This is a genomic window from Kitasatospora sp. NPDC058162, assembly GCF_042884005.1.
Taxonomy (GTDB): Bacteria; Actinomycetota; Actinomycetes; order Streptomycetales; family Streptomycetaceae; genus Kitasatospora.
This window is the reverse complement of the sequence record NZ_JBHVUS010000019.1, coordinates 1-21,998: the sequence shown is the minus strand read 5'-3', so window position 1 is coordinate 21,998 and position 21,998 is coordinate 1. Positions and strand designations below refer to the sequence as shown.

The 21,998-nt window shown below is 75.4% G+C and carries 13 protein-coding genes; 7 read left to right on the top strand and 6 right to left on the bottom strand.

Annotated features, from left to right (window positions below; all coding sequences use genetic code 11):
- Positions 1-2 precede the first annotated feature (2 nt).
- Entirely contained in the window at positions 3-6,401 is a 6,399-nt protein-coding gene (locus ACFVXG_RS28340; protein WP_387931271.1) for a type I polyketide synthase, read from the bottom strand.
- Positions 6,402-6,535: 134 nt separating this feature from the next.
- The gene (locus ACFVXG_RS28335; RefSeq protein ID WP_387931270.1) at positions 6,536-9,445 is read right to left on the bottom strand and encodes a type I polyketide synthase; all 2,910 of its coding nucleotides are present in this window, start codon (positions 9,443-9,445) and stop codon (positions 6,536-6,538) included.
- Positions 9,446-9,693: 248 nt separating this feature from the next.
- Here ACFVXG_RS28335 and ACFVXG_RS28330 point away from each other — a divergent pair, with 248 nt between their 5' ends.
- From ACFVXG_RS28330 to ACFVXG_RS28320, 3 genes are all read left to right on the top strand, one after another.
- Positions 9,694-10,824, top strand: a complete 1,131-nt coding sequence (locus ACFVXG_RS28330) for an acyltransferase family protein (RefSeq protein ID WP_387931269.1) — start codon at positions 9,694-9,696, stop codon at positions 10,822-10,824.
- Positions 10,821-11,708 carry an NAD(P)-dependent oxidoreductase gene (locus tag ACFVXG_RS28325; protein ID WP_387931268.1) on the top strand — a complete coding sequence of 296 codons (888 nt, stop codon included), beginning with the start codon at positions 10,821-10,823 and terminating at the stop codon, positions 11,706-11,708. Before ACFVXG_RS28330 ends, ACFVXG_RS28325 begins: the two co-directional genes overlap by 4 nt.
- Before the next feature lie 138 nt (positions 11,709-11,846).
- A complete protein-coding gene (locus ACFVXG_RS28320; RefSeq protein WP_387931267.1) occupies positions 11,847-12,209 on the top strand; it encodes a hypothetical protein in 363 nt (120 codons plus the stop codon).
- A 100-nt stretch (positions 12,210-12,309) separates the two neighbouring features.
- Here ACFVXG_RS28320 and hutH read toward each other — a convergent pair whose 3' ends face one another.
- Complete coding sequence (gene hutH / locus ACFVXG_RS28315; RefSeq protein WP_387931266.1) at positions 12,310-13,974, bottom strand: histidine ammonia-lyase; 1,665 nt, start codon at positions 13,972-13,974, stop codon at positions 12,310-12,312.
- 347 nt (positions 13,975-14,321) lie between these two features.
- On the opposite strand from hutH, the gene ACFVXG_RS28310 reads away from it, so the two are divergent.
- A complete protein-coding gene (locus ACFVXG_RS28310) occupies positions 14,322-14,990 on the top strand; it encodes a heme oxygenase (biliverdin-producing) (protein WP_387931265.1) in 669 nt (222 codons plus the stop codon).
- A 74-nt stretch (positions 14,991-15,064) separates the two neighbouring features.
- On the opposite strand, the gene ACFVXG_RS28305 is transcribed toward ACFVXG_RS28310, so the two are convergent.
- From ACFVXG_RS28305 to ACFVXG_RS28295, 3 genes are all read right to left on the bottom strand, one after another.
- Positions 15,065-15,472 (bottom strand): hypothetical protein, encoded by a 408-nt coding sequence (locus ACFVXG_RS28305; protein ID WP_387931264.1) that lies wholly within the window; start codon positions 15,470-15,472, stop codon positions 15,065-15,067.
- A 166-nt stretch (positions 15,473-15,638) separates the two neighbouring features.
- Complete coding sequence (locus ACFVXG_RS28300; RefSeq protein WP_387931263.1) at positions 15,639-17,234, bottom strand: HtaA domain-containing protein; 1,596 nt, start codon at positions 17,232-17,234, stop codon at positions 15,639-15,641.
- A gap of 50 nt (positions 17,235-17,284) precedes the next feature.
- Positions 17,285-18,769, bottom strand: a complete 1,485-nt coding sequence (locus ACFVXG_RS28295; protein WP_387931262.1) for an HtaA domain-containing protein — start codon at positions 18,767-18,769, stop codon at positions 17,285-17,287.
- A gap of 104 nt (positions 18,770-18,873) precedes the next feature.
- Here ACFVXG_RS28295 and ACFVXG_RS28290 point away from each other — a divergent pair, with 104 nt between their 5' ends.
- The 3 genes from ACFVXG_RS28290 to ACFVXG_RS28280 are packed head-to-tail and all read left to right on the top strand — an operon-like array spanning position 18,874 to position 21,889.
- Positions 18,874-19,965 carry a hemin ABC transporter substrate-binding protein gene (locus ACFVXG_RS28290; RefSeq protein ID WP_387931261.1) on the top strand — a complete coding sequence of 364 codons (1,092 nt, stop codon included), beginning with the start codon at positions 18,874-18,876 and terminating at the stop codon, positions 19,963-19,965.
- A gap of 26 nt (positions 19,966-19,991) precedes the next feature.
- Positions 19,992-21,035, top strand: a complete 1,044-nt coding sequence (locus ACFVXG_RS28285) for a FecCD family ABC transporter permease (RefSeq protein ID WP_387931260.1) — start codon at positions 19,992-19,994, stop codon at positions 21,033-21,035.
- Positions 21,032-21,889: a heme ABC transporter ATP-binding protein gene (locus ACFVXG_RS28280; RefSeq protein ID WP_387931259.1), complete on the top strand. Its 858-nt coding sequence runs from the start codon at positions 21,032-21,034 to the stop codon at positions 21,887-21,889. The genes ACFVXG_RS28285 and ACFVXG_RS28280 overlap by 4 nt, the downstream gene beginning before the upstream one ends.
- Positions 21,890-21,998 lie beyond the last annotated feature (109 nt).

Genomic DNA, 21,998 nt, shown 5'->3' with positions numbered 1-21,998 from the left:
GGTCAGGCGGTGGGTACGGGCGGGCCGACGCCGGGGTCCTGCGCAGGCGGGGGCGAGGCCGGGGGCGGCGGCGGCAGCCAGCCGGTCCGGACGAAGAAGTCCACGTACCGCCGGAACAGCGGCAGGTCGATCGGCGGGCAGTGGATCCCGGTGCCGGCGAGCGCCGCTTCGGCGGCGGACACGTCCATCAGCGGGTGGACGGCCTCGTGGCCGGCGATCCGCTCGAACGGGTCGAGCAGCGGGGTGAGCGCGTTGCCCGGGTCGGCACGCACCGTGCGCCGCCAGTGCGCCAGCTCCACCTCCGGCAGCGAGTACCCCAACTCCCTCAGATAGTCGGTCAGTTCACCGTACCCCTCGGTGCTGGTGTTCTGCAGGTGGAAGGTCCGGCCGGCGTTCCCGCGCTGCCCGGCCAGGGTGGTGACGGCCGCGCTGATGTAGTCGACGGGGGCCAGGTGGACGGCGCCCGCGGCCGCGAGCCCGGCCGGGACGGCCCCGGCCTGGACCAGGCCCTTGAGGCTCAGCCAGAAGAAGTCCCTGGTCTGGCAGGCCCCGTGGACCTGGTCGCCGCAGACCACGTCGACCCGGTACACCGTCACCGGCAGCCCGCGCTCCCGCGCGATCCCCACCACCTGTTCGGCCACCCACTTGCTCTGGGCGTAGCCGTTGGCCAGCGCCTGCGGCGGGCCGGTGGGGGCCGACACGGCGCGCGGGCCGGGCTCCGCGCACTCCGCGGCGAACACGGCGGTGGAGGAGACGTGGTGCACCGGCACCGTGCGGTGCCGGGCGGCCAGCCGCAGCACCTCCCGGGTGCCGTCCACGTTGGCGGCCCGGAGTTCGGCGTACGGGCGCAGCCAGTTGACGACGGCGCCGGCGTGGTGGACCACGTCGACGAGCCGGGCGAGCCGGTCGAACTCCAGCTCGGTCAGGCCGAGTCGGGGCTGGGCGAGGTCGCCGACCACGACCGCGAGGCGGTCCGGTTCGATCTCGTCCCACACCCGGTACCAGCGCAGGCGCTCGCGCAGCCGCTCGGCGGCCGCGGCCGGGTCGGCGGCGCGCACCAGGCAGTGCACGGTCGCCTTGGTGGAGCGCATCAGGTCGCGCAGCAGGAAGGCGCCGAGGAAGCCGGTCGCGCCGGTCAGCAGGACCTCCCGGGGCTCGACGGCGTCCGCGACGCACTCGGCGGCCGGGCGGACGTCCTCGTCGAGGCGGACGTCGGCGGCGAAGTCCCCGGCCGGCGCTCCGCTCTCGGCGGGTGTGTCCGGCGGCGCGAGCGCCGCCAGCAGGTGGTCCGCCAGCGCGGCCGGGGTCGGGTGAGCGAACACCGCCCCGGGCGCGAGCCGCAGCCCGGTCAACGCGTCCAGCCGGTTGCGCAGTTGGACGGCGGCGAGCGAGTCGAAGCCCAGCGCGGGGAAGGCGTCCTCGGCGCCGACGGCGGCCGCGTCGGGGTGCCCGAGCACCCGGCCGGCCTCCCGGCGGACCAGCTCGACGGCCTCCGTGCGGCGCCGCTCCGGCGGCAGCGCGCCGATCGTGCGGGCGAACGGCTCCGCCGCGTCCTCCGCCGTGCCGGCGCGGGGCCGGGGCGGCAGCGGCGCGAGGCCGGTGAACACCGTCGGGAGCTCCGCGGGCCGCCGCCGCAGCGCGGCCAGGTCCAGCGGGGCGGCGAGCACGGCGGCCCGCGGCCCGGCCAGCGCCGCGTCCAGCAGGGCCGGGCCGTCGGCCGCAGTGACCGGGCGCAGCCCGCTGCGGGCGATCCGCCGCAGGTCGGCCTCGCCGAGGTGCCCGGCCATGCCGCCCTCACCCTGCCACAGGCCCCAGGCGATCGAGGTCGCGGGCAGGCCGAGGGCGGCCCGGTGCTCGGCGAGGGCGTCCAGGAAGGTGTTGGCGGCGGCGTAGTTGGCCTGGCCCGGGCCGCCGACGATCCCGGCGACCGAGGAGAACAGCACGAAGGCGGACGGCCGGTACGGGAGGGTCAGCTCGTGCAGGTGCCAGGCCGCGTCCGCCTTGGGGCGCAGCACCGCCGCCAGCCGTTCGGGGCTCAGGTCGGCGAGCAGGCCGTCGTCCAGCACCCCGGCCGCGTGCAGGACGGCGGTCAGCGGCCGGTCGGCGGGGACGGCGGCGAGCAGTTCGGCGAGCGCGGTCCGGTCGGCGACGTCGCAGGCCGCCACGGTGGCCCGGGCGCCGAGGGCGGCCAGTTCGGCCACCAGGGCGGCCGCTCCGGGGGCCGCCGGTCCGCGTCGGCCGGTGAGCAGCAGGTCGGTCACGCCGTGGCCGCGCACCAGGTGCCGGGCGAACAGCGCGCCGAGGGCGCCGGTCCCGCCGGTGAGCAGCACGGTGCCGTGGGTGGGCCAGGGGGACGCGGGGGTGGCGAGCGCACGCTCGGCTTCGCCGGCCCGCGCAAGCCGCGGGACCAGCAGCCGCCCGGCCCGGATCGCCGCCTGGGGCTCGCCGGAGGCGAGGAGCGCGGGGAGGGCGGCGGCGGAGGCCGGGTCCTCGTCGAGGTCGACCAGGACGATCCGGTCGGGGGCCTCGGACTGCGCCGAGCGCAGCAGGCCCCACACCGTGGCCGCCGCCGGGTCGGTCGTCCCGGCCACGGCACCCCGGGTCGCCACCACCAGGGGCACCCCGGCAGAGCGCTGGTCCGCCAGCCAGCACCGGGCCAACTCCAGGGCCCTTAGCGCCAGTTCATGGGCCCGCGCCGGGACGTCGGGGTCCGTGTTCGGTGTCAGCGGGGCGAGCACCGCGTCGTACCCGCCGATCGCGCTGAGCACCTCCTCGACCCGCGCGATCCGGTGGGCCTGACGCGGCGCCGGCCCGGGACCGTCCGTGAGCACCGCCCAGCGCAGCGGCGGCGCCGAGGGCGGCGGGGTGAGCGGCGCCCAGTCCAGGTGGAACAGCCCGTCCTGGGCGCGGATCCGCTCCGCCTCGGCCGCCCGTTCCCGCCCGGCGGTCGGCCGCAGGACCACGGCTCCGACGGTGGCGACCGGCCGGCCCGCCGGGTCCGTCAGCCGTAGCGCCGCGCCCTCCGGTCCGGGCGTGATCCGGGCCCGGAGGCGGGTGGCGCCCGCCGCGTACAGCCGGACGGCGCGCCACTCGACGGCGAGCCCGGGGCCGAGGCACCGCGTCGCCGTGTCCAGCAGCTCCGGGGGCAGTCCCCAGTCCTCCGCCCCGGTGGCGTCGGCGAGCGCCAGCTCGGCGAACAGTTCCCCGTCGCGCTGCCACAGCGCCGTCACCCCGTCGACGTCCCCGGGTACGGCCTCCGCGGGTACGGCCTCTGCCCCCGGCGGCGGCCACGCCCCGGCGTCGGCGACCGGCCGCGCGCCGCCCCGGCTGAGCGCGCCCGAGGCGACCGGCGCCCAGGCACCGCTCTCCCCCGCCCGGGTGTGGACGGTGAACGCCCGCCGCCCGCTCCCGTCGGCCGGTGCGAGCACCAACTGCGCCTCCAGCCTTCCTAGTTCGGACGGCACCGGCAGGCAGCGGACGACCAGTTCGTCCAGCACCGCGCACCCGGCCTCCTCCCCCGCGCGCAGCGCCAGCTCCACCAGCTCGGCCGACGACCCGCCGGTCAGCCGTCCGCCGAACACCAGCTCCCCGCGCCCGGCCAGCTCCGTGACGCCGGTCAGCAGCGGGTGCCCGAGCCCCCGCCCGGCGGCCCCCCGCCCCGCGCCGTGCGAGGGCGTCAGCCAGTACCGCTCCCGCTCGAACGGGTACGTCGGCAGCTCGACCGCCCCCGTCCGCCGGGGCGGGCCGAGGACCGCGCGCCAGTCGACCGGCACCCCGGCCGTCCAGAGTTCGGCCAGCGCGCCGATCAGCCCGGGCACCTCGGCGGCACCCGCCGCCCGTACGCCCGGCAGCGCCGTGATCCGCCGCTCGCCGTCGTCGAGGCAGGCAGTCACCAGCGGTGACAGCACCGCGTCGGCCCCCACCTCCAGGGCGGTGCCCACGCCCTGGGCCGCCAGGGTGCGGACGGCGTCGAGGAAGCGCACCGGCCGGCGCAGGTTCGCGGTCCAGTGGTCCGGGGAGCGCAGCTCCTCGGCGGTGGCGAGGCGCCCGGTCACCGTGGACACCAGGGGCAGCGTCGGCGCGGCCAGCCGGACGCCCGCCACGGCGCGCCGGAACTCCGCGAGCAGCGGGTCCAGCCCGGCCGAGTGCACGGCCCGGCTGATCGTCAGGCGGCGTACCCGGCGGCCGCGCTGCCCGATCTCGGCAGCCACGGCGCCCACTGCCTCGGCGTCGCCGGAGACCACCACCGAGGCGGGGCCGTTGACCGCCGCCAGTGACACCCGGCCGCCGTGCTGCTCCAGCAGTTCGACCGCCTCGGCCTCGGAGGCCTCCAGGGCCACCACCGCCGCGTCGGCGGGCAGGGCCTCGACCAGCCGGCCCCGGACGGCCAGGACGGTCGCCGCGTCCGGCAGCGACAGCACTCCGGCGACATGGGCGGCGGCCAGTTCGCCCACCGAGTGCCCGGCGACGACGTCGGGCCGCACTCCGAAGGACTCCAGCAGCCGGAACAGCGCGACCTCGAAGGCGAACACCGCCGCCTGGGCGTAGCCGAAGCGGTCCAGCTCTCCCCCGCCGGACAGCACCGCGCCGAGCGGGGCCGACAGGTGCGGGTCCAGCTGGGCGCAGACCTCGTCGAAGGCCGACGCGAAGGCCGGGAACACCCGGTACAGGTCACGCCCCTGCTCCGGGCGCTGCGACCCGTGCCCGGGGAACAGGAAGGCGAGCCGGCCCGGCCGTACGGGCTCCCCAGGCTCCCCGGGCGCCTCTGCGGCGAGCGCCCGCAGGCGGCGCAGCAGCTCGTCCCCGTCGGTGCCCACCGCGGCCGCCCGGTGCTTGAGCGCGGCCCGAGCGGCCAGGGCCTCGGCGACCTCGTGGGGTGCGGCCTCGGGGTGCTGCTCCAGGTGCTCCAGCAGCCGGGCGGCCTGGGCGCGCAGAGCGGTCCGTGTGGCGGCGGAGAGCAGCCAGGGCAGGGCGGGCAGCGGGACGGGCTCGGGCTCCGGTTCGACGGGCGGCGCCTGTTCCAGCACCACGTGGGCGTTGGTCCCGCTCACCCCGAACCCGGAGACGCCGGCCCGGCGCGGGCGGTCGGTCCGCGGCCAGGGCCGCTGCTCGGTGAGCAGCTCGACCCCGCCCGCGCGCCAGTCGACCAGCGGCGTCGGCGCGTCCACGTGGAGGGTGGCGGGCAGCACGCCGTGGCGAAGCGCCTGCACCGTCTTGATCACCCCGCCGATCCCGGCGGCGGCCGTCGCGTGCCCGAGGTTGGACTTGACCGAGCCCAGCAGCAGCGGCCGTCCGGCCGGGCGGTCCGCGCCGTAGACGGCCTGGAGGGCCTGCGCCTCGATCGGGTCGCCGAGCCGGGTGCCGGTGCCGTGGCCCTCGACCGCGTCGACCTCGGCCGGGGTGAGCCCGGCGTCGGCCAGGGCGCGGCGGATCACCCGTTCCTGGGCCGTGCCGTTGGGCGCGGTCAGCCCGTTGGAGGCGCCGTCCTGGTTGACGGCCGTGCCGCGCAGCAGCGCGAGCACCCGGTGTCCGTGGCGGCGGGCGTCGGCGAGCCGCTCCAGCAGCACGAGCCCGGCGCCCTCGGCCCAGCCGGTGCCGTCGGCCGCCGCGGCGAAGGACTTGCAGCGGCCGTCCGGTGCCAGGCCGCGCTGCCGGGCGAAGTCGACGAAGCCGAGCGGCGAGGCGAGCACCGTCACGCCGCCCGCCAGGGCGAGCGACGACTCGCCGCCGCGCAGGGAGCGGGCGGCCAGGTGCAGCGCCACCAGGGAGGAGGAGCAGGCGGTGTCCACGGTGACGGCCGGGCCCTGGAAGCCGAAGGTGTACGCGATCCGGCCGGAGACGACGCTGCCCAGCCGTCCGGTCAGCAGGTAGCCCTCGTACTCGGCCGGGGTGTCCGGGCCGAGGTAGGACTGCTCGGTGGCGCCTGCGAACACCCCGACGTCCGTGCCGCGCAGCGCCGTCGGGTCGATGCCCGCGTGCTCGAACAGCTCCCAGGCGGTCTCCAGCAGGAGTCGCTGCTGCGGGTCCATGGCGGTGGCCTCGCGCGGGGAGATGCCGAAGAACCCGGCGTCGAAGCGGGTGGCGGTGTCCACGAAGCCGCCCTCGCGGGCGTAGGAGGTGCCGGGGGCCTCGGGGTCGGGGTCGTAGAGGGCGTCCAGGTCCCAGCCCCGGTCGGTGGGGAAGGGCGTGACGGCGTCCCGGCCGTCCAGGACGAGCCGCCACAGGTCCTCGGGCGAGCCGACGCCGCCGGGGAAGCGGCAGGCCATGCCGACGATCGCGATCGGGTCGTCCGGTGCCGAATCGCCCTGGGCGGACTCGAGTTCGGCGATCCTCCGGCGCGCGTCGCGCAGGTCGGCGGTGACCCACCGCAGGTAGTCGACGAGCTTCTCCTCGTCCGACATGCTTGGCTTCCTCTCTCGGCGGGCGTACGGCCGGGCGGGCGTGCGCTGGGACGGGCGTGCCGTCAGGTGCGGGCGTGCCGTCGGGTGCGGCCGTTCCGTCGGGTGCGGCCGTTCCGTCGGGTGCGGGGGTGCCGTCAGGTGCGGGCCCGGCCGAGCTCGTGGTCGATGAGGTCGAACAGCTCGTCCTTGGTGGCGGTCTCCAACCGCCCGAAGCGGTCGAGGAGTTCCCGCAGGCGTTCGGTGACCGCGAGGACCTCCGGGCCGCCGGCCGGCAGCTCCGCCAACGCCCGCTCCAGTCGGTCGACTTCGCCGAGCGCGTCCGGCCGGTCCGGGGCTCGCTCCGGGGCTCGCTCCGGGGCTCGGTCCGCGGCCGCCACCCGGTCGAGCAGGAGGTCGGCGACGGCCTCGGGGGTGGGGTGGTTGAACAGCACGGTGACCGGCAGCTCGATCCCGGCCAGGGCGGCCAGCCGGTTGCGCAGCTGGACGGCGGTGAGCGAGTCGAATCCGAACTCCCGGAAGGGACGCGACACTTCGATGGTTGCGGGGTCGGCGATCCGCAGCACCTCGGCCGCCTCCGCGCGGACCGCGTCGAGCAGGTGGGCGCGCCGCTCCGCGGCGGGGAGGTCGACCAGACTCCGGGCGAGCGCGCCCTCGTCCGCCGAGCGGGCGGGCGGCGACGCGGGCTCGTCCCCGGCGGCCCCAGCGGGTGCGGTCGGTTCCAGCCAGTAGCGCTCGCGTTGGAACGGGTAGGTCGGCAGGTCCACGTGCCGGGTGCCGCTCCCGGCGAAGAAGGCGGACCAGTCGACGGCGGCCCCGGCCACGTGGAGCCGGGCCAGCTCCCGGACGACGGCGCACGGCGCCTCCTCACCGGGCGCGACCTCCAATGCCAGCACCAGCCCCTCCGGCGGCAACTCGCCCTCGGCCAGGGACCGTTCGGCCCAGGCCTCCGGGTCCACCCACCGCTCGGCCGGCTCCTCCCGACCGCTCCCGGCCGACAGCAGGGGCACGGTCGGCGCCGCGAAGGCCAGCCCCGCCAGCTCCCGCCGGAACTCCGCCCGGGCCGCCGGCCCACCGCACTGCCGGAGCAGCCGCTCGCGGGCCTCGAGCAGGACCACCGCGTCGGACTCCGAGAGCACCCCGGCGAGATGAGCGGCCACCACCTCGCCACTGCCCCGGCCGAGCAGCCCTGAAGGACTCAACCCCCAAGCCGCGTACAGCCGGTGGAGCGCCACCTGCGCAGCGAAGCCACCCGACACCCTGGGCGCCGCGACCAGTTCCCGGTACGCCGCGGCGAACACCGGGAAGGCTGCACGGAGTTGGCCCACCGCCCCGGGCGGGAGCCCGTCCCCGTCCGGGCACAGCACGACCGGGCGGACCTCCCCGTCCACCCGCTGAACCCCGTCCACCGTGACCGATCCAGCCAACTCCGCCAGCGCTTCAATCAGTTCAGCAGCGGTACGGCCGACCACCGCCGCCCGGTACGGCAGTGCCGCCCGAGTGGTGGCCAGCGCCCGGGCGATGTCCCGATGGTCCGGGTCGGCGCCCGAACCGCCGACCAGCGCCAGCAGGTCACGCGCCCGTTCCGCCAGGGCCCGGACGGAGCGCGCCGAGAACACCCAGGGCACCACCGGCAGTTCGGCCGTGGGCTCTTCGGCCTCCTCGGGCGGCGCCTCCTCCAGGATCACGTGCGCGTTCGTCCCCCCGAGCCCGAAGGAGGAGACCGCCGCCCGGCGCGGCCGGTCGCCCCGCGGCCAGTCGCGGGGCTCGGTGAGCAGGGCGACCGCGCCCGACGCCCAGTCCACGTGCGGCGAGGGCTGCTCGGCGTGCAGGGTGGCGGGCAGTCGGCCACGCCGCAGCGCCTCCACCGTCTTGATCACCCCGCCCACCCCGGCGGCGGCCTGGGCGTGGCCGAGGTTGGACTTCAGCGAGCCCAGCCACAGCGGCCGTTCCGCCGACCGCTGTCCGTAGGTGCGCAGCAGTGCCCGGGCCTCGATCGGGTCGCCGAGCGCCGTCCCGGTGCCGTGGGCCTCGACCGCGTCGACGTCCTCCGTGGTGAGCCGGGCGTCCGCCAGGGCGGCGCGGATCACCCGTTCCTGGGCGGGCCCGTTGGGCGCGGTGAGCCCGTTGGAGGCGCCGTCCTGGTTGACGGCCGAGCCGCGCACCAGCGCGAGCACCCGTCGGCCGTCCCGGCGCGCGTCGGACAGCCGGGCGAGCATCAGCAGCCCGGCGCCCTCGCCCCAGCCGACGCCGTCGGCGGCCGCCGAGAAGGCCTTGCAGCGGCCGTCCGGGGCGAGGGCGCGCTGGCGCGAGAACCCGAGGAAGGCCGCAGGGGTGGACATCACCGTCACGCCGCCGGCCAGGGCGAGGTCGCACTCGCCGCGGCGCAGCGCCGTGCAGGCCAGGTGGAGGGCGACCAGGGAGGAGGAGCAGGCGGTGTCGACGCTGACGGCGGGGCCCTCAAGCCCGAAGGCGTAGGCGAGTCGGCCGGAGAGGATGCCGGGGGCGCTGCCGCTGAACAGGTAGCCCTCGAAGTCTTCGCGGGGTAGCTGCGGCCGGCTGCCGTAGTCGTTGTACATCACCCCGGCGAACACGCCAGTGCGGCTGCCGCGGAGCTTTTCGGGCGGGATTCCGGCGCGTTCGCACGCCTCCCAGGCGATTTCCAGCAGGATGCGCTGCTGGGGGTCGGTGCCGAGGGCTTCCCGGGGTGACATGCCGAAGAATTCGGCGTCGAACCGGTCCGCCTCGTCCAGGAATCCGCCGTGTTCGACATAACTGGTGCCGACGGTGTCGGGATCGGGGTGGAACAGCGAGTCGAGCGGCCAGCCCCTGTTCGACGGGAATCCGGAGACGGCGTCGACCCCGTCGGCGACCAGCTGCCAGAGGCGTTCCGGGGTGTCGGCTCCCCCGGGGTAGCGGCAGGCGGTGCCGATGACCGCGATCGGCTCGGACTGCCGTTCCTCCAGGGCGCGCAGGCGTTCCCGGGTGTCGACGGCGTCGGCGACCACGCGCTTCAAGTACTGGCGCAGGGTGTCATTGTCGGCCACGTGGGTCTCCGGTCCTGGGCGGGGCGGGCGGGGGGCGGCGCGACGTCGGACAATCGCGCACGCACCTTAGCCGGGTAGCTGATCTCTATCAGATCTGACCCGCCGTCAACATTTTCACCAGGAAAGTATGCAGAGCAGTCAATCGTCCCGGCGTTCCCGACGGCCAGTCAAAGTGCCGAGGAAATAGGCAGATTCGGATACGATCACCAGGCTTTCCCCCCACCCGCTCCGACACCTCGGGAACGCTCTTGGCACTCGGCAGGTCGTCCCGGCTGCCCTCGCTCACCGGCCTGCGCTTCATCGCGGCCGCGGCCGTCGTCGCCCAGCACGCCAGCCTGATCTGGACCCACGGGCACGGCGAGAGCGCCACCCTGCTCCGGCTCGGGTTCGCCGCGGTGACGTTCTTCTTCCTGCTCAGCGGCTTCCTGCTGACCTGGGCCTGGCGGCCGGAGCAGCCCGTCCCGGTGTTCTGGCGCCGCCGGGTGGCCCGCATTCTGCCCACCCACCTGGTGACCCTGCTGATCGGCGCGCTGCTGCTGGCCGCCGCCGGGCAGGCCGTGCCGCTGCGGGCCTGGCTGCCCAACGCGCTGCTCGTCCAGACCTGGCCCCCCAGCTTCGACCTGCTGAACCCCGGGGTGAACGGGGTGTCCTGGTCGCTCTGCTCCGACCTCGTCTTCTACCTGCTGTTCCCCGTCATCGCCCGGCGGGCGGTCTCGATCCGCCCCGAACGCCTCTGGGCCTGGGCGGCAGCGGCCGTCACGGCCATCGCGCTGATCCCGCTCCTGGCCACGGCGGCCCGGGCGTGGCTCAACGGGCCGCCCTTCGGGCTCGGCGTGACGCTGCGCCAAATGTGGCTCTGCTACGCCTTCCCACCGGCGCGGATGCCGGAGTTCCTGCTCGGCGTGGTGCTGGCCCGGCTGGTCCGGGAGGGGCGGCTGGACGGCGTCCGGACCTGGCACGGCGCCGTCGCCTTCGCCCTGCTCTACCCGCTCGACCAGCGCTCCCCGCTGCTGTTCGGCATCGCCGCGATCACCGTGCTGCCGCTGGCCGCGCTGATCGCGGGCGCCGCCAACGCCGACCGACTGAGCCGGCCGTCCCGGCTCGCCCACCCGGTGGCCGAGCGGCTGGGCGCCCTCTCGCTCACCCTGTACCTGTCGCACTACCTGGTGATCGAGCACGGCGACGCGCTGCTCGACCCGTACGGCACGGCCGACGGGCTCCGGCCGCTGCTGTACACGGCCGTCCTCGTCGGCGGGTCGCTGGCGGCGGCCTGGCTGCTGCACGTCCTCGTCGAGGAGCCGCTGGTGCGCGCCCTGAACGCACCCCGCCGCCGCCCCGCACTCGTCACCCTGCCGGACCGCCAGAAGGAGATCCCATGACGAACGACGACCACCCAGCCCCCGTCGCGGTTCTCGGCCTCGGCCTGATGGGCACGGCGCTCGCCGACGCCTTCCTGGCCGCCGGGCACCGCACCACCGTCTGGAACCGTACCGCCGCCCGCGCCGACGGCCCGGCCGCCCGGGGTGCGCACCGCGCCGCGACGCCCGCGGAGGCGGTGGCGGCCGCGCCGCTGGTCGTGCTCTGCCTCAGCGACCACCGTGCCGTCCGCGAAGTGCTCGACGCCGCCGGGGACGCCCTGACCGGCCGGGTCATCGTCGACGTCACCTCCGGCACCACCGCAGACGCCGCCGCCGTCGCCGAGGCGGCGGCCCGGTACGGCGCCCAGAGCCTCGACGGCGCCCTGCTGGCCACCCCCGACGCCATCGGGCTCGACGAGACCACCGTGCTCTACAGCGGCCCCGAGGCCGCCTTCCGCGCCCACGAACCGACGCTGGCCGCGCTCGGCGGCTGCCCCGTCTACCTCGGCGACGGCACCGGGCTCGCCTCGCTGCACGACGTCGCGCTGCTGGCCGTCCTGTGGTCCGGCCTCAACGGCTTCCTGCACGCGGCGGCACTGCTGCGCACCGCCGGGATCGGCGCGACGGACTTCGCCCCGACCGCCGAGTTGCTGTTCGGCAGCATGGGCGCCTTCCTGAACCGCTACGCCCGGCAGGTCGACGAGGGCGACTACCCGGCCGAGGACTCGGCGCTGCGCACCCACCTGGCGGCCGCCGGCCACCTGCTGGACGAGAGCGAGCGGCGCGGCCTCAACCCGGCCCTGCCCCGGCACCTGACGGCCGTCATGGAGGCGGTGGCCGCGCGCGGACACGCCGCCGACAGCTACGTCGCCGTGATCGAGCACTTCGCCAAGCCCACCGCGTAGGCCTTGTCGGCGGCCGGGCTGTCGGACTTCCTGCGGGGCCTGCCCGGGCCGGTCCGCAGGACACGGATCTTCTCCGGTACGGGCTCGAAATGTGTGCAGTCCATTGCCGCATCCGAATGAGGCCGCGATCATTGCGCCATGACGGAGACGATAGAACAGCAGAGCTCGATCGTCCGCCGGATCCTCGCCGGCACGCACTCGGAAGAGGATGCCGCGCAGGCCGACGCGAACTACCAGGTGTGGCTGCGCGAGGCGTGGGACGGGAACGAGCTCCGCGCCCTGGCCGCCTGCATCGAAGCACTGGAGGCGGCGTGCGGACGCGAGTGGAAGGAGTTGACGGAGCGTCAGAAGTCGGCCCACGTCTGGCTCTTCAGCCTGCTCTGCTTCCACCCCCACCGGTTCCGTCGCGAGGCCCGCCACTACCGGCGCGCGGTACTGGAGAACGGGGGGTTCCACGAGTTCGCGAAGCTGATCCGAGGGGTCAGGGGCGAGCCGGAGTAGGCGCGGATCAGCACTGGCCGGGGCCTTCACGCTCGTGCGGGCCCGGACTCCCGGGCCCGCGCGCGACCACTCAAACCGCGACCACTCAAACCGCGGCCGCTCAGGTCGCGGCCGCCGCCTCCCGCAGCCGTCCGGCGCCGATCAGTTCGGCCACCAGCGCGATGTCCCGCTCCATCCCCCGGTCCCCGTCCATCACCGGCGACACCGCGCGCACCGCCGCGTGCACGGCCGCCGTCGGCCCGCTGAGTCGCTCGGGGCCGCGCAGGTCGGCGGCCTGGCACAGGGCGAGCAGGTGGATCGCCGCGACCTCGCGCACCAGCTCGACGACCGTCCGGGCGTCCCGGGCGGCGATGGTGCCCATGCTGACCTTGTCCTGGTTGTGCGCCTCGGTGGAGCGCGAGAAGGAGGTCGCGGGCATGGTCAGCTTGAGCGCCTCGGCGACCAGCGAGGAGGCCGCCAACTGCAGGGACTTGAAGCCGTGGTGCAGACCGGCCTCCCAACTGTCGTCCGGGAAGCGCGGGATGAGGTTCGCGGTGAGGCCGTTGTTGTACTTCTCGTCCACCACCAGCTGCAACTGCCGCTCCAGCAGGTCGCCCACGCTGGCGGCGGCGGTCTTGAGCGAGTCCATCGCCTGGCCGATGTGCCCGCCGTAGAAGTTGCCGCCGTTGACGACCACGCCCGCGTCGGTGTCGAACAGCGGGTTGTCGTTGGAGGAGTTGATCTCGACGTGCGTCCAGTCGGTGGCGAACGCCAGGGTGTCCCGCAGGACGCCGTTGACGTGCGGTGCGCAGCGGATCGAGTACCGGTCCTGGACGGCCTCGGCGAGCCGGCGGTAGCCCGTCCCGTCGGGCATCGGGTCGGCCCGGCCGGCGTCCTCGTCGGCCGCGTACGGGCCGTCGCCGAGCCGTCCGAGCAGCCGGCGCACCGTCCGGGCGGAGTCGGCGGTGCCCGGGTGCGGCTTGTGGTCGAAGACGAACGGGTCGAAGTGGCGCGGATTGCCGTTGAGGACCTGGGAGGCGAGTGCCGTGCACAGGTCGGCGGCGAAGGCCAGTTCGGTCGCGTCGTGCAGCGCCAGGACGGCGAAGCCGGCCATGAAGGAGGTGCCGTTGACCAGTGCCAGCCCCTCCTTGGAGGCGAGCACCACCGGCTCCAGGCCCTCCTCCGCGAGTGCCTCCTCGGCTGACCGCGCCCGGCCCCGGTGGAGCACCGTGCCGTGCCCGGTGAGCATCGCCCCGAGGTAGCTGAGCGGGACGAGGTCACCGCTGGCGCCCACCGAGCCGCGCTCCGGCACGACCGGCAGGACGTCCTGCTCCAGGCAGTCCAGCAGCAGTTGGACGACCTCGGGGCGGATGCCGGAGTTGCCGCGCGCCAGGCAGTTCGCCCGGGCGATCACCGTCGCCCGCACCACCTCGGGTGAAGCCGCCGGGCCCAGGCCGCAGTTGAAGCCGCGGATCAGGTTCGCCTGGAGCGCCTCGACCTTGCGTGGGGAGATCTGCCGGGTGTTGCTGTCGCCGAAGCCGGAGGTGACGCCGTACACCCGCTGCCCGGAGTCGACGATCGCGTTCTTGAGGTCCACCGACCGCTTCATCCGGTGGACCGCGCCGTCTGCCAGGGCCACCCGCCAGCCCGTCGGCCGACGGGCCGCCGCGGCGGTCTCCTTGACGGTGAGCGAGCGGCCGTCGAGCAGCAGGTCCGCTCTGGGGGTACGGGACGTGGACGGACGGTCCTGGACCCACTGCGTGCACTGCGTGCTGTCGGACGACAACTCAACTCTCCTGTCTGCGGGCGCCCCGGGGCGCCCGCCACGGCCAAGGGCGGGGACGTGGTGGAACGGGGGTTCGAGGGCGGGTCCGCGCGGGGCCTGCCGCCGACCGGCTCTCGACTCCCCCCTGTTGACCGCCTATCACCCTACGTCACCACGATCCGCCCGCCGCACCACGGCGCGTCCCCTTCCGGGGAGGTCGCCGCCACCCGGCCCGTTTACGGGTGTCGCTTCCGGGACCGGTCCGCTACGTTTACCGACAGAGTGTCGGAAACATATGAACTTAGGTTAGGCTAACCAAAACTGTCGGGGTCATTCCGACCCGGCCGCATCCGATCCCTGGAGGCCGCATGCCCACGCCCGAGCACGTCCCCTTCTCCACCGTGCTCCGCACCGCCAGCAGCGAGGAGCACCAGGCCGCGGAGCACTCCTCGTTCATGAGCCGCCTGCTGGGCGGACAGCTCGGGATCGAGGCCTACGCCGATCTCACCAGCCAGCTCTGGTACGTCTACCGGGCGCTGGAGGAGCGGGCCGAGCAGCTCGCGGAGCACCCGCTGGCGGGCCCGTTCATCGACCCGGCACTGCTGCGCACCGCCGCCATCGAACGCGACCTGGCGCACCTGCGCGGGCCCGACTGGCGGGCCGGGCTCGCGCCGCTGCCCGCCACCGCCGCGTACGTGGCGCGGATCGAGGAGCTGGCCGCCGAATGGCCGGCCGGCTACCTCGCCCACCACTACACCCGCTACCTGGGCGACCTCTCGGGCGGCCAGATCATCCGGGGCCTGGCCGAGAAGGCCTGGGGCTTCGAGCGCAAGGGCGACGGCGTGCGGTTCTACGTCTTCGAGGAGGTCACCAACCCGGCCGCCTTCAAGCGCGACTACCGCGCCAAGCTGGACGCGGCGGGCGCGGCGATGGACGAGGTGGAACGGCGCCGGGTGGTCGAGGAGTGCAAGCGGGCCTTCGTGCTCAACGGGGCCGTCTTCCACGACCTGGACGGACGCTACCCGCAGAGCGCCTGAGCGGTCCTGCTGTGGACAGGTCGGCCCCCGCGAGCAACCGCTCGCGGGGGCCGGCTGTCGTTCCGCGGGCTCTCCTACCGGTTGCCGACGGTGAGTTGGGAGATGACCCCGAGCACCTCGGTGTCGTCCCCGTCGAGCAGCGAGGCCCGGACGGACACCGGGTCGCCCGCGACGTAGCCATTACCATTCAGGGTCGCGACCGGGACGACGGCCGTCACGGTCGCGCCCGTGCAGCTCGGGGTCAACCGGGCGGTACCGAGGGCGCCGGAGCGCCGGTCCTCGGCGACCACGGTGGCCGACCTGACGAAGCCACCGGCGTCGCAGGAGTACTCGACGGTGACGTTCACCGTCGTCGAGGCGGCGCCGGAGACCGTCGCGCCGTCGACCTGCACCCCGGTACCGGCGTGTGCCGGAGCCGCGCCGAGCAGCAGCCCCACGCCCAGTGCGGGGGCGCCGAGCCAGGTCACGATCCTGCGGTTCATGAGAGCCCTTCCGTCGTCGGTCACCGGTCATGCTACGAACGATCGTGCGCGTCGGTGGGTCCAACGAGGAAACGTTGCACCGGCGTTCATCCAGGCAACCCACCCCGACGCCCCGGCCCCCGCCGACGATTGTCCGCGGGGGCCGGGGCGCTTCTCACCGCCCGGGTCAGACCTGCGCGCCGCTGCGGCGGTTGCGCACCAGGAGGGTGGCGCTGCCGCCGACCAGCAGCAGACCGGCCGCGGTGGCCAGCAACGGGCCCACCGGGGTGTCCGCGCCGGTGGCGGCGAGCGAACCGGTGTCCGTGCCGGTCAGTCCGGCGGTGGTGAGCGAGGGGCCGCCGGCCGTCCCGCCGGCCGTACCACTGCCCGAACCCTGGCCGCCCGCAGCCGGGTTGGCGCCGCCGCCCGTACCGGAGGTTCCGGTGGTCGGCAGCTTGGCGTCCTTGTCGAAGGCCAGGGTGGCGCTCACCGGGTCCAGGGCCGTACCCGCCGGGTAGTTGGAGAACACCGGGACGCCCTCGGCGGTGAGCGTGGCCGGGACGCCGGCGAGGGTGACGACGCCGTTGACCGGCTTGAGGGCGGAGGCCGGTACGTCGAGCCTGGCGATCCGCGCGCCGCTCAGCGCGGTCGCCTTGCCGTCCGGGGACTTGCCGTTGACGTCGGCGGTGAGGAAGGCGCCGTCCTTGTCGATGACCAGGCCCGGCTTGGAGAGCGTGGTGTCGAGCGCCCAGCCGTCCTTGCCCGGGTGGCCGAGGAAGCGCACCGAGCCGGCGAAGGCGGCGCTCAGCGTGTGGTCGGCGGTGTTGTAGGTGCCGGTGCCGCCGCCGAAGCGGTAGTCGGCCGCACCGCCGCCGAACTCCACCTTGCCGGCGGCCATCGGGGATTCGAGGTACTTGCGGAAGCTCTCCTTGACCGTCCAGTTCAAGGTGCCGTTCAGCACGGGCAGCCGGTCGGGGGCGGCGCCGGGGGTGCCGGTCGGCAGGGGTGTCGCGGTGGCGCTCCCGGTCGCGGTCCCTGTCGCGGTCGCCGAAGCGGTGGCGGTGGCGGTGGCGGTCGCTGACCGTGAGGCAGTCGCGGTGGCGGTAGCCGTCGGCGAGGCCGTGCCGGTCGGCGTGACCGTCGGGCTGGCCGTCGGGCTGGGCGTCGCCGGGCTCTGCTTGAGCAGCAGCGACAGCGGGTCCATGTCCGCCCCGGCCTGGTAGAAGCCCGCGAAGGCCCTGGCGCCCTGCTCGGTGAGCTTCGCCGCGGTCGGCACCCCGGTGGTGGTGTCCCGCCCGACGGCGAAGGTCACCAGCGGCACGTCGTCCCGCCGGGTGATCTCGGTGGCGCCCACCGACTCCTTGGAGGCGGTGTCGGCGGTGAGCGTCCCGGTGGTGCCCGAGGTGGTGATCCTCAGGTCGCTGAGCGCGACGTCCAGCGCACCGTGATGGGCGGTGAAGTGCACCCCGCCGGTGAAGGTCGAGCTGAGCGCGTGGGTGCCCAGGTCGTACGTGGCCTTCGCCAGTCCGAAGCGGAAGGTGCCGTCGGCGTTGCGGGTCGCGCCGCCGGTCAGCTCGACCGCCGCGCCCTGGGAGGCCTGGCCCTCGATGTAGCTGCGGAAGCTGGCCTTCACGCCCCAGTCCAGCGCGCCGGTGTCGTACGTGACGCTGCCCGGGGCACCGCCGGCGAAGGCCAGGGCGGGGGCGCCGAGCGCGGTCAGGCCGAGGCCGGCGGTGGCGGCAGCGAGGGCGGCGAGCCGGGTGCGATTGCGGTTGGGGGACATGGTGGTGCTCCGTTCGGAGGATGGGGGGAATGACGGGAGGGGGGAAGGGGTCAGGCCGTGTGGTCGGGGCCCGGGGCGGCGGCCGCGCGGCGGCGCCGTACCAGCAGCCCGCCGCTCACGGCGAGCACGGGTACCAGCACCGCGCCGCCGGCCACGGCGGCCACCGGGAAGCCGCCCGAGGAGGAACTCCCGGCGGACGCGACCGGGGCGGCGGCCGGAGTCACCGGGGCCGCCGAGGTGACCGGGGCCGCCGGGGCGCTGCCGAGGTCGGGCAGCGGGGGCAGGGCGGCGGCCGGGTCTAGGGCGACGGCGAAGCTCAACGGGTCCATCTCGGTACCGGCCGGGTAGAGGCCGCCGAAGGCCTCGGCGCCGCCGTCGGCGAGCTTCAGCGGTAGCTCGACGGCCTTCAGCAGGCCGCCCTCCGGCTGGAGGCCGGCGGCGTCGAAGGTCGCCAGCTCCACGCCGGTCAGCTGCCGGGTGGCGCCGTCCGGGGTCCGTCCGGAGACGTCGGCGAGCAGTCGGCCCCGGCCGTCGGCGACGGTCACGCCCGGGTTGGCCAGGGTGAGGTCCAGGCCGTAACTCCCGCCGCTGTGCAGGCCGGTGAAGCGTACGGTGCCGGTGAACCCGGCGGTGAGCGCGCCGGTCGCGGGGTCGTAGCTGCCCTTGGCCGGGGTCCAGCGGAAGAAGGCGCCGCCGTCGGCCGCGCCGTCGCCGAGCTCCCAACGGCCCTGGGCGATCGTGCCGGTGACGTAGTCGCGGAAGGTGCGGCGCACGCCCCAGTCGAGGGCGCCGTTGCCGAACCCGGTCTTCGCGGGCGCCTGGGCGGTGGGCGCAACGGTCGGCACGGCACTGGGTGTGGCACTGGGTGACGGAGCAGAAGAAGTCGGCTGTGCAGCGGGCAGGTTGACCGCGAGGCTGAGCGGGTCGAGCGCCGTCCCGGCCTGGTAGAAGTTGCCGAAGGCCTTCGCCCCGGCGTCGGTGAGGGTGGCCGGGACGTTGGCGAGGTTCAGGGTGCCGGCCGCGCCGCGCAGGTCGACGCCGGCCAGCGAGAGGTCGGCCAGCTTGGCCTGGCCGGCGGTGCTGACCTGCCCGGTCTCCTTGGACTTGCTGCTGACGTCGGCGTAGAGCCCTGCCGCGCCGCCGGGGACGGCACGGAAGGTGAGCCGTCCGAGGCTCAGGCCGAGAGCGTTGGCGCCGTTCTCCTGGTGTCCGGTGAAGCGGACGCCGCCGGAGAAGGCCGCGGTCAGCGCACCCGTCGCCGGATCGTACACGCCGTTGGCGGAGTGGAACCGGAAGGTGCTGCCGCCGACCGTGGCGGCTCCGCCGGTGAGCGCCCAACTGCCCTTGGCGATAGGACCGGTGACGTAAGTGAGGAAGGACTGTTTGATCCCCCAGTCCAGCCGCCCGCCGGAGACCTTGCCCTCGGCGGCCACCGCCGGGGCCGATGCGAGACCGACCGCCGACAGGGCGGCGAGAACGGCCACCAGGGTGGCGACCAAGCGGCGAAACCGGCAGAACCGGCGGGACAGGGACACGCGGATCACTCCTCGAAGGGGCGCGGGGGGTCACGAGGGCACGGCAAGGCGACGGCCGGGCAGAGGCCGACCCCCTTGCGTGATTTAGGTAAGGCTAACCTAATATGAGAGTCAAGAGCCCCGCCGCCCCGTCACCGCCCGACCGGAGCGGGCGGCAACACCCCACGAAGGGAAGCACGTTGAGCAGCAGTACGATCCGACCCCAGGTGGCCCGCGGGCCAGCCCTCCTGCTGCTGCTCCTCGGCCTGTTGCTCCCCCTCACCGCCTGCGGCTCCCCCACCGGCCCCGCGACGGCCACCACCGCCCGCTCCCCCGACGCGGTCGAGCCACTGCCCGTCGAGCCCGTCCCCCGGCTCCCGGCCACCACCGCCTCCGCCGACGGCCGCCAGGTCACCGTCACCAGCGCGGAGCGGATCATCCCGCTCAACGGCAGCCTCGCCGAGCTGGTCTTCAGCCTCGGGCTCGGCCCCAAGGTGGTCGCCCGGGACGTCTCCACCACCTTCCAGCAGGCCGCCGCCCTGCCGGTGATCACCCAGGCCCATGACGTGTCCGCCGAGGGCGTGCTGTCGCTGCACCCGACCGTCGTCCTCGCCGACCGCTCCACCGGCCCCGCCGAGGCGGTCGCCCAGATCCGCGCGGCCGGCGTCCCGCTGCTCGTCCTGGACGACGCCAAGCAACTCGCCGACGTCGGCCCGCGCATCGACGCCGTCGCCGCCGCACTCGGAGTCCCGGACGCCGGAGCGCAGTTGAAGGAGCGGACCACGCAGCAGATCAACGCCGCCAAAGCCGCTGGACCAGCCACCGGCGGCCGGCCCAAGGTGGCCTTCCTCTACCTGCGCGGCAGCGCCTCCGTCTACCTGCTCGGCGGACCGGCCTCCGGCGCGGCCTCGCTGATCGAGGCGGTCGGCGGCGAGGACGCCGGCACCGCCGCCGGGCTCACCGGCGACTTCACCCCGCTCACCAGCGAGGCCCTGGTCAAGGCCGCGCCCGACGCGATCCTGGTGATGAACAAGGGGCTCGACTCGGTCGGCGGCGTCGACGGCCTGCTCAGGCTCCCCGGCGTCGCCCAGACCCCGGCCGGACTGGACCGCCGGATCGTCTCGATCGAGGACGGCCAGCTGCTCAGCTACGGCCCCCGCACCCCCCAGGTGCTCCGGGAGATCACCGCCCAGCTCCACCCGGCGGTCGCCAAGTGACCACCGCCGCAGGAGAGAAGAGCCGGGTGAGGGCTCTCGCCGCTCCGTCCCGCACCACCCTGATCACCGCCGCACTCGCCGCCGCCTTGGTGCTCTGCGCCCTGCTCGCGGCCGGCACCGGCGCCTACCGCATCCCGCTCGGCGACGTCCTCGCCTCCGCCGCCCACCGCCTCGGCCTCGGCGGGCACGCCCTGGACCGGGTGCCCGAATCGGTGCTGTGGAACGTCCGGCTGCCCCGGGTGGTGCTCGCCCTGCTGGTCGGCGGCTCGCTCGGCTGCGCCGGGGCACTGATGCAGGGCGTGTTCGGCAACCCGCTCGCCGAACCGGCCGTCATCGGCGTCTCCTCCGGCGGCGCGGTCGGCGCGGTGGCCTGCATCGTGCTCGGCCTGGACGCCCTCGGCAGCTGGACGGTCACCGTGTTCGCCTTCGCCAGTGGGCTGTTGACGGTCTTCGCGGTCTACCTGATGGCCCGGGCCGGCGGCCGCACCGAGGTGGTCACCCTGATCCTCACCGGCGTCGCCGTGAACGCCTTCTGCGGGGCGCTGATCGGCCTCTTCCTGTTCACCGCCGACTCCGCCGCGATCAGCCAGGTCACCTTCTGGCAGCTGGGCTCGCTCGCCCAGGCCACCTGGGGCAAGGTGCTCGCCGTCCTGCCCTTCGCCGCCGTCGGACTCGCCGTCGCCCCGCTGTACGCCCGCAGGCTCGACCTGCTGGCGCTCGGCGAACGCCCTGCCCGCCACCTCGGGGTGGACGTCGAACGGATGCGGCTCACCCTGATCACCGTGGTCGCGCTGCTCACCGCCGCGGCCGTCGCGGTCAGCGGCATCATCGGCTTCGTCGGCCTGGTCGTCCCCCACCTGCTGCGGATGCTGGCCGGGCCAGGTCACCGCTTCCTGCTGCCCGCCTCGGCACTCGGCGGGGCGCTGGTCCTGGTGGCCGCCGACCTCGCCGCCCGCACCCTCGCCGAACCGGCCGAACTGCCGCTCGGGGTGCTCACCGCGCTGATCGGCAGCCCGTTCTTCTTCTGGCTGCTGCGCCGGACCAGGACCAAGCAGGGAGGCTGGGCATGAGGCTGGGCATGAGGCTGGGCACGAGGCTGCACCGACCCCGGTCGATCCCCGAACGACCGCTCCCCGGCTCCGAGTTGCTCGCCGCCGAAGCGGTCCGGCTGACCGTCGGCGGCCGCCCGCTGCTGACCGGCGCCTCGGTCCGGGTCGCCGCCGGCGAGGTGGTCGCGCTGCTCGGCCCGAACGGGGCGGGCAAGTCCACCCTGCTCTCCGTCCTCGCCGGGGACGTCACGCCGCAGGGCGGCGGGGTCACCCTGCGCGGCCGCCGGCTGTCCGCCTACGGCACGGCCGAACTCGCCCTGCACCGCGCGCTGTTGCCGCAGTCCGCCGCACTCTCCTTCCCCTTCCCGGCCGACGAGGTGGTCCGGATGGGCCGCGCGCCCTGGGCCGGGACGGCGGCCGCCGCCGAGGACGAGGCGGTGGTCGCCGAGGCGATGGCCGCCACCGAGTCCACGGCCTTCGCCGGGCGCCCCTTCACCGCCCTGTCCGGCGGCGAGCGGGCCCGGGTCGCGCTGGCCCGGGTGCTCGCCCAGCGCACCCCGCTGCTGCTCCTGGACGAGCCCACCGCGGCCCTCGACCTGCGCCACCAGGAGCTGGTGCTGCGGGTCGCGCGGAAGCGCGCGGCCGCCGAGGACGGCGTGGTCGTGGTGCTCCACGACCTGTCCCTGGCGGCGGCCTACGCGGACCGGGTGGTGCTGCTGACGGGCGGCACCACGGTCGCCGACGGCCCGGTGGCCGAGGTGCTGCGCGCACCGCTGCTCAGCGAGGTGTACGGCCACCCCGTCGAGGTGCTGGCCCATCCGCGCACGGGGGTGCCGCTGGTGCTGCCGGAGCGGACCGGCGGGGCACCCGTCTGAACCCCCGGCAGCAGCAGCGCGGCCCGCGCCCCGCAAGGGGTTCGGGGCCCGGGGCTTCGGGGGCCCCGGGCAGTTCCCGTTAACCGGGTCGGCGCGGAACGACGCGGCG

Excerpts from the sequence above, each read along its gene's own strand:
- ACFVXG_RS28340 (WP_387931271.1), bottom strand. The coding sequence starts at position 6,401 with ATGTCGGACGAGGAGAAGCTCGTCGACTACCTGCGGTGGGTCACCGCC.
- ACFVXG_RS28325 (WP_387931268.1), top strand. The coding sequence starts at position 10,821 with ATGACGAACGACGACCACCCAGCCCCCGTCGCGGTTCTCGGCCTCGGC.
- ACFVXG_RS28320 (WP_387931267.1), top strand. The coding sequence starts at position 11,847 with ATGACGGAGACGATAGAACAGCAGAGCTCGATCGTCCGCCGGATCCTC.
- ACFVXG_RS28310 (WP_387931265.1), top strand. The coding sequence starts at position 14,322 with ATGCCCACGCCCGAGCACGTCCCCTTCTCCACCGTGCTCCGCACCGCC.
- ACFVXG_RS28305 (WP_387931264.1), bottom strand. The coding sequence starts at position 15,472 with ATGAACCGCAGGATCGTGACCTGGCTCGGCGCCCCCGCACTGGGCGTG.
- ACFVXG_RS28300 (WP_387931263.1), bottom strand. The coding sequence starts at position 17,234 with ATGTCCCCCAACCGCAATCGCACCCGGCTCGCCGCCCTCGCTGCCGCC.
- ACFVXG_RS28290 (WP_387931261.1), top strand. The coding sequence starts at position 18,874 with ATGAGAGTCAAGAGCCCCGCCGCCCCGTCACCGCCCGACCGGAGCGGG.
- ACFVXG_RS28280 (WP_387931259.1), top strand. The coding sequence starts at position 21,032 with ATGAGGCTGGGCATGAGGCTGGGCACGAGGCTGCACCGACCCCGGTCG.